This is a genomic window from Mesorhizobium sp. M7A.F.Ca.CA.004.12.1.1, assembly GCF_003997835.1.
Lineage (GTDB): Bacteria > Pseudomonadota > Alphaproteobacteria > Rhizobiales > Rhizobiaceae > Mesorhizobium.
Genome location: NZ_RZRK01000166.1, coordinates 1 through 9,603, shown reverse-complemented (window position 1 = coordinate 9,603; position 9,603 = coordinate 1). Strand labels below are relative to the sequence as shown.

Annotated in this window: 10 protein-coding genes and 1 pseudogene; 6 read left to right on the top strand and 5 right to left on the bottom strand. The window is 62.5% G+C overall.

Going from position 1 to position 9,603, the window contains the following annotated elements; translation table 11 throughout:
• Positions 1-162 (bottom strand): annotated as a pseudogene (locus EN984_RS38705) (MFS transporter); the annotation flags it as partial.
• A gap of 171 nt (positions 163-333) precedes the next feature.
• On the opposite strand from EN984_RS38705, the gene EN984_RS11460 reads away from it, so the two are divergent.
• Complete coding sequence (locus EN984_RS11460) at positions 334-624, top strand: DUF3175 domain-containing protein (protein ID WP_127270870.1); 291 nt, start codon at positions 334-336, stop codon at positions 622-624.
• A 12-nt stretch (positions 625-636) separates the two neighbouring features.
• On the opposite strand, the gene EN984_RS11455 is transcribed toward EN984_RS11460, so the two are convergent.
• Together EN984_RS11455 and EN984_RS11450 are read right to left on the bottom strand one after the other, a co-directional pair.
• The gene (locus EN984_RS11455; RefSeq protein ID WP_127271478.1) at positions 637-1,413 is read right to left on the bottom strand and encodes a FadR/GntR family transcriptional regulator; all 777 of its coding nucleotides are present in this window, start codon (positions 1,411-1,413) and stop codon (positions 637-639) included.
• Between the two features lie 102 nt (positions 1,414-1,515).
• Positions 1,516-2,412, bottom strand: coding sequence for an NAD(P)-dependent oxidoreductase (locus tag EN984_RS11450; protein ID WP_127266785.1), 897 nt, complete (start codon positions 2,410-2,412; stop codon positions 1,516-1,518).
• Positions 2,413-2,531: 119 nt separating this feature from the next.
• On the opposite strand from EN984_RS11450, the gene EN984_RS11445 reads away from it, so the two are divergent.
• Positions 2,532-3,470 (top strand): NAD(P)-dependent oxidoreductase, encoded by a 939-nt coding sequence (locus tag EN984_RS11445; protein WP_127383744.1) that lies wholly within the window; start codon positions 2,532-2,534, stop codon positions 3,468-3,470.
• Between the two features lie 24 nt (positions 3,471-3,494).
• Here the strand turns inward: EN984_RS11445 and EN984_RS11440 are convergent, their stop codons facing one another.
• Both EN984_RS11440 and EN984_RS11435 read right to left on the bottom strand, forming a co-directional pair.
• Positions 3,495-4,277, bottom strand: coding sequence for a FadR/GntR family transcriptional regulator (locus tag EN984_RS11440; RefSeq protein WP_127266787.1), 783 nt, complete (start codon positions 4,275-4,277; stop codon positions 3,495-3,497).
• A 198-nt stretch (positions 4,278-4,475) separates the two neighbouring features.
• Complete coding sequence (locus tag EN984_RS11435) at positions 4,476-5,465, bottom strand: sugar-binding protein (protein ID WP_127266788.1); 990 nt, start codon at positions 5,463-5,465, stop codon at positions 4,476-4,478.
• 464 nt (positions 5,466-5,929) lie between these two features.
• Here EN984_RS11435 and EN984_RS11430 point away from each other — a divergent pair, with 464 nt between their 5' ends.
• From EN984_RS11430 to EN984_RS11415, 4 genes are all read left to right on the top strand, one after another.
• Complete coding sequence (locus tag EN984_RS11430; protein ID WP_013530854.1) at positions 5,930-6,670, top strand: ATP-binding cassette domain-containing protein; 741 nt, start codon at positions 5,930-5,932, stop codon at positions 6,668-6,670.
• 39 nt (positions 6,671-6,709) lie between these two features.
• Complete coding sequence (locus EN984_RS11425; RefSeq protein ID WP_127266789.1) at positions 6,710-7,708, top strand: ABC transporter permease; 999 nt, start codon at positions 6,710-6,712, stop codon at positions 7,706-7,708.
• Between the two features lie 87 nt (positions 7,709-7,795).
• On the top strand, positions 7,796-8,563 hold the full coding sequence (locus EN984_RS11420) for an SDR family oxidoreductase (RefSeq protein ID WP_127266790.1): 768 nt from the start codon (positions 7,796-7,798) through the stop codon (positions 8,561-8,563).
• 175 nt (positions 8,564-8,738) lie between these two features.
• Positions 8,739-9,566 (top strand): AraC family transcriptional regulator, encoded by an 828-nt coding sequence (locus tag EN984_RS11415; RefSeq protein WP_127266791.1) that lies wholly within the window; start codon positions 8,739-8,741, stop codon positions 9,564-9,566.
• The last annotated feature ends 37 nt before the right edge of the window (positions 9,567-9,603 follow it).

The window sequence follows — 9,603 nt, the reverse complement described above, 5'->3', positions numbered from 1 at the left end:
GCGGTCGACGCCGAACTCGGCCTGCACCGCAGGCAGCACGACGACGACAGCCCACATGCCCACGGCGCCGATCGTCGCCAGCAGCATCGAGATGGCAAGCCGCATCCAGGCATAGGAGCTGTCGATGCCGGGGCCGGGCTGGATGCTGTCGGTTCGGGTCAAGGCGTTTCCTGTCGGCGGTCTCGGAGATCGGCTGCCGTTTGCGCCACTATCGGCGCATTCTCAGGCCGCAGCAGCGCCACAGCGGGCAAATCCGTGGCTCCAGAGCCAGGCCGGAACCGATGCCGATGTGCAGAGTTTTCCCGGCAACCCACCCTGCAAAGGAGTCCAGCGATGACCGCCACCAGGAAAAAATGGTCGGCCGAGGTGACCGAGCACAGCAACGCAATGGATCTTGAGGATCACGTCTTCGAATCCGACGACGCCAGGAAGATCGCCGGCTCGCTGAAACGATCCGCCGAACACAGCCACAGGCGCAAGGCCGAGCCTTTCCAATCCGCCATGTCGATGCTGAATTTTTACATCAACCGCGCCGGCAAGAACTTGCCTGCCGCGCGCAAAAAAGTGCTTGAGGACGCCAAGGACGAACTGCGCAGCGCCTTCGGACGTGACAAGGATGATTAGCGGCGGCCGGCCCTACCGGGCGCGGATGACGCCGTCTGTGTTGGCGAGCAGTTTGCGCACTGCATTGCGCGCGGCGTCGGGGCGCTGCAAGCGGATGTTCTTCTCGATCGCCTCGTGCAGCTTCTGCGCGTGGTTGAGATCGTCGATCTCCCGCGTCGTATAGGCAAAGAGGTGATCGAACGCGGACTCGATCAGTACGCCGAGCGGCACCAGAAGGTCATTGCCCGAAGCCCGCAGGATGGCAAGATGGAAGCGCGTGTCGGCACGGGTCCGCTCCTGCAGGCTCGTCGCCTCTCCCATCTCCCGGCAGGCCAGGCTGATCTCGGCCATCTGCTCGTCGGTTCTTCGCATGGCGGCAAACGCGGTCGCTTCCGGCTCGATGATGTGGCGGAATTCCTGCACCGTCTTGAGGAACACTTCGCGATCCGGCGACGTCGCGTACCAGGCAAGCACATCGCGATCGAGCAGGTTCCAGCGTTCCTTCGGCTCGACCCAGCTGCCGATCTTGGGACGTGAGGCCAAAAGGCTCTTGGCCATCAGCATCTTGATGGCTTCGCGCACCGCCGAGCGGCTGACGCTGAAGGTCTCCGACCATTTCGCTTCATTGGGCAGGATGGTGCCGGGCGGATAGTCGCCGCGCACGATCCTGAGGCCGATTTCGCTGGCCAGCGAGGCGTGGACGCTGGAGCCTGGGATACGCGCGGCGTCGGCGCGGCGAACGCCGCCCGGACGGTCCCCGGAGACCGCCTTCCCCAACGATTTTTCCTTGTTCGGCTTCGCGTCCCGCATGGGTTCCAGAAAGTCCGTATTAAGCAGGCTGTCAAGCGCGGCAAGCGGCTTGCACCGCAAAGCCGCCCGCTGTGCACAGATCAGCCCCGATTGCTTCGCGGATCAGTCCTGCTTGACGTATTTGCGCCAGCTATGCTCCGGGCGGAAGCCCAGCACGTCGCGCGCCTTGCGGTTGGAGAGCAGCGTCTCGTATTCGCCGAGTTCGGCCTTGACCGTCACGCCGGGGTAGAACCGCTTCAGGAGTTCGGCAGTCGGCAGGTCGGACGAGGTGTCGTCATTGGCCGCGTTGAACACCTGATAGCCGAGCCCGTCCTTCTCGATGGCGCGCAGCGTGATCTGGCCAAGGTCGCGCGCGTCGACATAGCTCCAGGCGATGCGCTTGCGGAAACCCGGATCGGCGAACCATTTCGGAAACAGCGAATATTCGTGCGGCTCGATGACGTTGCCGATGCGCAGGGCGTAGATGTCGGTGCCGTTGCGTTGCGCAAAGGCCCGCGCCGTTTTCTCGTTGACGACCTTGGACAAAGCATAGCTGTCCATCGGATCGACATCATACTCCTCGTCGAGCGGGAAATATTTGGGATCGCGCGGCTCGTTGGCGAACACAAGCCCATAAGTCGTCTCGCTGGAGGCGATGATAATTTTGCGGATACCGAGCTTAACCGCCGCCTCGATGACATTGTAGGTGCCGAGCGCATTGATGCGGAACACCTCGTTGTCGGTGGTGATCATGATGCGCGGGATGGCGGCGAAATGCACCACCGCATCGACCGGCTGCGGGCGCAGCGAGGGGTCGAATTCATGCAGGCCCATATAGCTCGACAGTGCGTTGAACACCTGCCCGCTGTCGGTGATGTCGGTAATCAGCGTGCGCACCTTGGGATTGTCGAGCGGCTTGGTGTCGATGTTGAGCACCTGGCAGCCTTGCTCGACCAGATATTGGACGACATGGCGTCCGGCCTTGCCGCTGCCGCCGGTGAACATGATCCGCTTCGTCATTTTGCTCTCCACATCCTCAGGAATTTATGTGTATTGTCAGACAATATCGCCATCCGCAACCACCCTCGCCTGCAAAACGGCAGTGCCTGACATCAATCATTGCAACAGGACTTGAAGACATGAACACGACTGCCGCGAGCGAAAAGATCGGCTTCATCGGGCTTGGCCTGATGGGCCACGGGATCGCCAAGAACATCGTCGACAAGGGCTACAGCCTGACCTTCCTCGGCCGCAAGAACCGCAAACCGGCGGAAGACCTGCTTGGCCGCGGCGCCACGGAAGCATCGACCTCGCGCGATGTGGCGGCGGCATCTGATATCGTCTTCATCTGCGTCACCGGTTCGCGCGAGGTCGAAGCCATCATTCGCGGCCCCGGCGGCCTCAAGGAGGGCTTGAAAAAGGGCTCGGTCGTCGTCGACTGCTCGACCTCCGATCCGGTCTCGGCGGTGGCGCTGGCAGAGGAACTCAAGGCGCTCGGCATCGATTTTGTCGACGCGCCGCTCAGCCGCACGCCGAAGGAAGCCTGGGAAGGCACGCTCGACGCGATGGTCGGCGCGCCGGACGCCCTCTTTGCCAGGGTGAAGCCGGTGATCGAAACCTGGGCCGGCCGCATCGTCCATATCGGCGACACCGGCGACGGCCATCGCATGAAGCTGCTCAACAATTTCATCTCGCTCGGCTACGCCGCGATCTATTCCGAGGCGCTGGCGCTGGCTGAGAAGGTCGGCATCTCGCCGCCGCGCTTCGACAGCGTTATTCGCAATGGCCGCATGGATTGCGGCTTCTACCAGACCTTCATGCGCTGGACGCTCGAAGGTGACCGCGACGCGCACAAATTCACCATCGCCAATGCCTTCAAGGACCTGACCTATCTGGAATCGATGGCGGGTGCGGCCGGTATTGCCAATCCGCTCGGCAACGCCACCAAGAACTCCTTCGCCGGTGCCCATGCAACCGGGCCGGCCGAGCAATTCGTGCCGATGCTGGCTACGCATATCGCTGGGGTGAACGGTGTCGACCTGATGCCGATGAAGGATGGGAAGAAGCAGACCATTTGACCGATTACCCAAGGCTGGCGCCGATCACCGCCTCCACCGCCCTATCCCATCGTCGGTATCTGCAAGCAGCTTGTGCACGGCGTTGCGCGCGGCGGCTGGGCGCTGCAGGCGGATGTTCCTTTCGATCGCCTCATGCAGCTTCTGCGCCTGGCGCTGATCGGCGACCTGCTGCGTCGTGAATGCGAAGAGATGGTCGAGCGCCGACTCGATCAGCACGCCGAGCGGCACCAGAAGGTCGTTGCCGGAAGCGCGCAGGATGGCCAGATGAAAGCGCGTGTCGGCGCGGATACGCTCCTGCAGGCTCAAGGCCTCGCCCATTTCGCGGCAGGCCTGGCTGATTTCCGCCATTTGCTCGTCGCTGCGCCGCATGGCGGCAAAGGCCGACGCTTCCGGCTCGATGATATGACGAAACTCCTGCACGGTTCGCAGGAACGCCTCGCGGTCGGGCGCCGTCGCGTACCAGGCCAGAACGTCGCGGTCGAGCAGGTTCCAGCGCTCCCTCGGCTCGACCCAGCTGCCGATCTTGGGGCGTGAGGCCAACAGGCTTTTCGCCATCAGCATCTTGATGGCTTCGCGCACCGCCGAACGGCTGACATTGAATATCTCGGCCCATCTGGACTCGTTGGGCAGGATGGTACCGGGCGGATAGTCGCCACGCACGATCCGCAGGCCAATCTCGCCGGCCAGCGAAACATGGACGCTCGCTCCCGCAAAATGCGCGGCACCGGCCTTGCGCATGACAGCCGGGCTGCGGCTGGCTTGTGGCTTGGCCGGGTCGGTTCGCTTGCTTGATTTCTCGTCCGGCATCCACGTTCCAATGCGTCGACCGTCTGTCGTCCGGACTGGTCCGAACCGCACGGGCGCCGATCTCGTTGCCGAAAAACCCAGATCACGGACGCGGCAAAGCCGGAGCCGGTTGCCCCAACCATTGCGTCCGTTCGGGAATTATCGCTTCCGTTCAGGAATGACGGGGCGCCCGCAACCGGGCGCCCCGTCATCGAGAACCTACTTCTGGATGCAGGTGTCGACCGTATCCTTGGTGCATTCGTCGAGGCCGGTGAACACCGGATCGGCGACGGGCTTGCCTTCGATCAGGTCGATCATCACCGACGGTGCCTTGTAGCCCATTTCGAATGGACGCTGACCGACAAGAGCAGTCACAAGGCCGTCACGCGCGATCGCCACTTCGTCGCCAATCGTGTCGGCGGCGCCGATGACGAAGTCGTTGCTGGCGATCCGGTCCTTGAGCGGTCCGAACAGATCGCGATAGGGCTGCGGCGCGCCGAACAGCGGCCAGCCGCCCATGATGCCGAAAGCGTCCAGCTTGGGGTTGGCGGCGAGGATGTCGGTCATCGCCTGCACGCCCTTGGCGCCATCGTCATTGGTGAACACCGGGCAGCCGGGAACTTCGGTCCAGCCACCTTCACCGGCAAGTGCCGCAAGGCCTTCCTTGCCCGACAGTGCGTCACGCATGCCTTGCGCACGGCGCAGGATGTTGTCGGCTGCCGGGTTGCCTTCGATGGTGCAGATCGTGCCGCCATTCGGCTTGCCCTTCTTGATGTACTCGCCGATCTTCTTGCCCATCAGGTAATTGTCGGTACCGAGATAGGTCTTGCGAAGACCTGCGTCTTCCTTGCTGAGATCGGCATCGACCGTCATGATCGGGATCGTCGGATTGGCGCTCTTGATCGTCTGCGCGATCAGCGGCGCGTTGGACGGCGAGATCGCCATCGCCACCGTGTCGGCCTTGCTCAGCATGTCCTGGACGATCTGCGCCTCGCCGGCCTCGTCCGAAGTCGACGCCGGACCGGTGTAGAAGCATTCATACTCCGAGCTGGCGTTTTCCTTGTTCCATTTCTCGCAGCCCTGGTGGATGGCCTCGAAGAACGGATTGTCGAGACCTTTCACGACAATGACGAGCTGTTTCTTGGCCAAAGCCGGCCCGGCACCCAACGCCATTGCGGCGACGGCGGCGAGCAAAAGTGTCTTCCTCATGTCAGTCCTCCCTTGAAACAAACGGACACGGCGTGCCCGCCATACAGATCGACCGGATGCGTGATGACCGAGGGTCGTTTCGAGCGCTCGTGTCGCCAGGACAGATCGATAAGCATTTCCAGATTCGGCTTCAGATCAGCTCACACACAGGTGTCGCCGGATGCTGGGCCGTCAAACCTCCGCCGATTCCGGCCGGCGAACCGCCAGCGGGGATCGGCATAATCTCCTCCGACGCTTAGCTAATATCGGCTTGGCGCCAACGTCAATGCTATTTGTCCTACAAAACGGATTTTTAAAATAGTCCTGGCCCAATTCGTCCGACAATTGATTGACGTGCGCCGGCTTTTGCGTAAAAGAACGCTAACGCCGTCTTCGGGAGGAGCCGGGGAGAGCGAGGCCTAAGCAGCGTCGGCATCCACGCCGGGAACAGCGGCAGGTCGCAAATCACGGGGAGGCAAAGGCTGGTGGCGGTTCTCGAACTCACCAACATCTCTAGGCATTTCGGCGCCATCCAGGCTGTCAACGACGTTTCGCTGTCGATCGAGCCCGGACAGGTGGTCGGCCTCATGGGTGACAACGGCGCCGGCAAGTCGACGCTGGTCAAGATGATCGCCGGCAATTTCCGCCCGAGCCATGGCACCATGCACATGGACGGCAAGGAATTGATCCTGCACAAGCCGGCGGAAGCCCGCCAGCACGGCATCGAGATCGTCCACCAGGACCTTGCGCTCTGCAACAATCTGACTGCCGCCGCCAACGTCTATCTCGGCCGCGAGCTGCGGCGCGGCGTCGGGCCGTTCCGCATCCTCGACTATGCCTCGATGTACAAGCGTGCCGGCCAGCTCTTTGCCGAATTGAAGTCCGAAACCCGTCCGCGCGACCTCGTCAAGCAGATGTCGGGTGGCCAGCGCCAGGCGGTGGCGATCGCCCGCACCATGCTGTCGCAGGCCAAGATCGTGCTGATGGACGAACCGACGGCGGCGATCTCGGTGCGCCAGGTCGCCGAAGTGCTGAACCTGATCCGCCATTTGCGCGATCAGGGCATCGCCGTCGTGCTGATCAGCCACCGAATGCCTGACGTCTTCACCGTCGCCGACCGCGTCATCGTCATGCGGCGCGGCCGCAAGGTCGCCGACAAGACGATTGCGTCGAGCTCGCCCGAGGAAGTCACCGGGCTGATCACCGGCGCCATCGAACAGGTTTGATTTCAGCGAATTTCACCACGCAGCAGATGAAGGTCGACGATGGCACTGACAATTGACCAGCCGATCGAACACAAGCAGCAATCCTTGGCCGCGAGAGTGTTTGCCAGCCAGACCTTCTGGGTGGTGATCGCGGTCATCCTTGCCTGCGTGTTCCTATCGTTTGCCACCGACGCCTTCGCCACCTCGAAGAACCTCTACAACATCACCCGCAACATCACCTTCGTCGCCATTATCGCGCTCGGCATGACTTTCGTCATCATCACCGGCGGCATCGACCTGTCGGTTGGCTCGGTACTATGCCTGTCGTCAATGGTGCTGGCCGTCACCATGCATGCCGGCTACTCGATCGAGGTCGGCATCCTGGCCTCCATTGCCACCGCGCTCGCCATTGGCGCCTTCAACGGCGTGCTGATCGCCTATCTCGGCTTTCCACCCTTTGTGGTGACGCTCGGCATGCTGTCGATCGCCCGCAGCCTCGCCATGGTCGCCTCCAACAACACCGTCGTCTTCCAGTTCGGGCCGGACCACGCCAAGCTTCTGTCATTGGGCGGCGGCGCCTGGGTGTTCGGCATCGCCAATCCGGTGCTTTACATGATCCTTCTGGCGCTGATCACCGGCTTTATCCTGCGCTGGACGAAGTTCGGCCGCCACATCTTTGCCATTGGCGGCAACGAGCACGCGGCAACGCTGACCGGCGTTCCGGTGCGCCAGATCAAGGTTGCCGTCTACATGATCTCGGCGCTGTCGGCCGGCATTGCCGGCATCATCCAGACCGGCTGGCTGGGCGCCGTCACCACCAATCTCGGCACCGGCATGGAGCTGCAGGTAATCGCCGCAACCGTCATCGGCGGCGCCAATCTGGCTGGCGGCGTCGGCACCGCCTTTGGCGCCATCGTCGGTGCGGCCCTGATCGAGGTGATCCGCAACAGTCTCGGCCTGCTCGGCATCAATGCCTTCTGGCAAGGCGTGTTCATCGGCGGCGCCATCCTGCTGGCGGTGCTGTTCGACCGCATCCGCAATTTCCGCCGCAGTGACTAGAACCATGATCCCGAAAAGTGGAAACCGGTTTTCTCGGACAAACGGAACCGTTTGTCCGGAGATCATGGTCAAACAAAAGACGGTTTGATGGCCAACTCCCTGTTCAGCCTCGAGGGGCGGCTGGCGCTGGTGACTGGCTCCGGCCAGGGCATCGGCTTCGCGCTGGCTCGGGGCATGGCTGAACATGGGGCAAGCGTGGTGCTGAACGGCCGCGACGCCGCCAGGATCGGCGGTGCCGTCGAAAAGCTGCGCAATGCCGGCTTCAAGGCGCACACCTCGACCTTCGACGTCACCGATTTTCAGGCGGTCAACGAGGACATTGCCCGCATCGAGGCCGAGATCGGCGCCATCGACATCCTCATCAACAATGCCGGCGTGCAGTTCCGCGCCCCGCTCGAGGACTTTCCCGAGGAGCAATGGGAGCGCCTGTTCAAGACCAATGTGTCGGGCGCCTTCCATGTCGGCAAGGCGGTCGCCCGCCACATGATCCCGCGCGGCAAGGGCAAGATCATCAACATCGGCTCGGTGCAGAGCGAACTGGCAAGGCCGAACATCGCACCATACACCGCGACCAAGGGCGCGATCCGCAACCTCACAAGGGGTATGTGCGCCGACTGGGCCAAACACGGCCTGCAGATCAATGCGATCGCGCCCGGCTATTTCCGCACCGAGATGAACCAGGCGCTGGTCGACAATCCGGAATTTTCCGCCTGGCTGGAAAAGCGCACGCCCGCCGGACGCTGGGGCGCTGTCGACGAGCTGATCGGCGCCGCCGTGTTCCTTGCGTCCGACGCATCGTCTTTCGTCAACGGCCATACACTGTATGTCGATGGCGGCATGACGGCTTCGGTTTGAGGGGCGTTCTTCCCTTGTGGGAGGAGAGGAAACCTATCGCTCAGTCTGAAAATCCGGCCGCATCGGCCGTCATTCGCCCTCGCCGCCCCCGCGCGTCTTGACGCGGCCCCGAACTCAGCCGCACAATCCCTGTTGCAGACGAAGGGAGGCCAGTCGTCTGCGGGAGGATATACCCATGACGGAAGCGATCAGGCTCTACTGGGGCCGGTTCGGACATGTATCTATCCTGAATGTCGCAAGCGACTTCGTCACCCATGCCCATGTCGAGGCCCATCTGATCATCTGGCTGGAAGGTACGGCCGGCGAAATGACCATCGGCCGCGAGACCGTCCGGCTTGGACCTGGAACGGCCGCCGGCATCAACTCCTTCCAGCCGCACAGCCATGTTCTGTCGCAAAACGGGACGCCCGGTCTGTTTCTAGCCTTCTACATCGATCCCGACTGGGCGCGGCGCCGCCGCGACCTGCCTTCGTCGGCACCGCTGTTTTCACAAGCCGCGATCACGCTGGAACCGTGGCTGCATCAGGCCGCCGCCAATCTGCTCGACCACCTCAGCGACAATGAGAGCGTCGACGATATCGCCAACTACGAGATCGAGCGTTTCATCGATAGCGTGCTCGACGCCGCCGACGCCTCGGCGCCGCAGGAGGCCCGTGTCCGCATCAACACCATGCAGGATTTTCGTGTCCGCAAGGCAATCCAGCTGATGAAGGCCAATGTCTGCGAGCGCATCTGCTTCGACGACGTGGCGCGCAGCGTCGGCCTGTCGCGACCGCATTTCTTCGCTTTGTTCAAGGAACAGACCAATCTGACGCCCAATGTCTACTGGAACACGCTGCGCATGGAGGAAGCGGTGCGGCAGCTGCAATGGTCGCGGGAGCCGCTGATCTCGGTCGCCTGCAATCTCGGCTTCACCACGCAGGGCAATTTCTCGCGTTTTTTCCGCGACCATGTCGGCGTGCCGCCGACGCTCTACCGCGAGGCCGCGCGGGCGATTGCCTGAGCCTGTCCTCGTTTAGTCAATGTCGACTGTTTTTCAG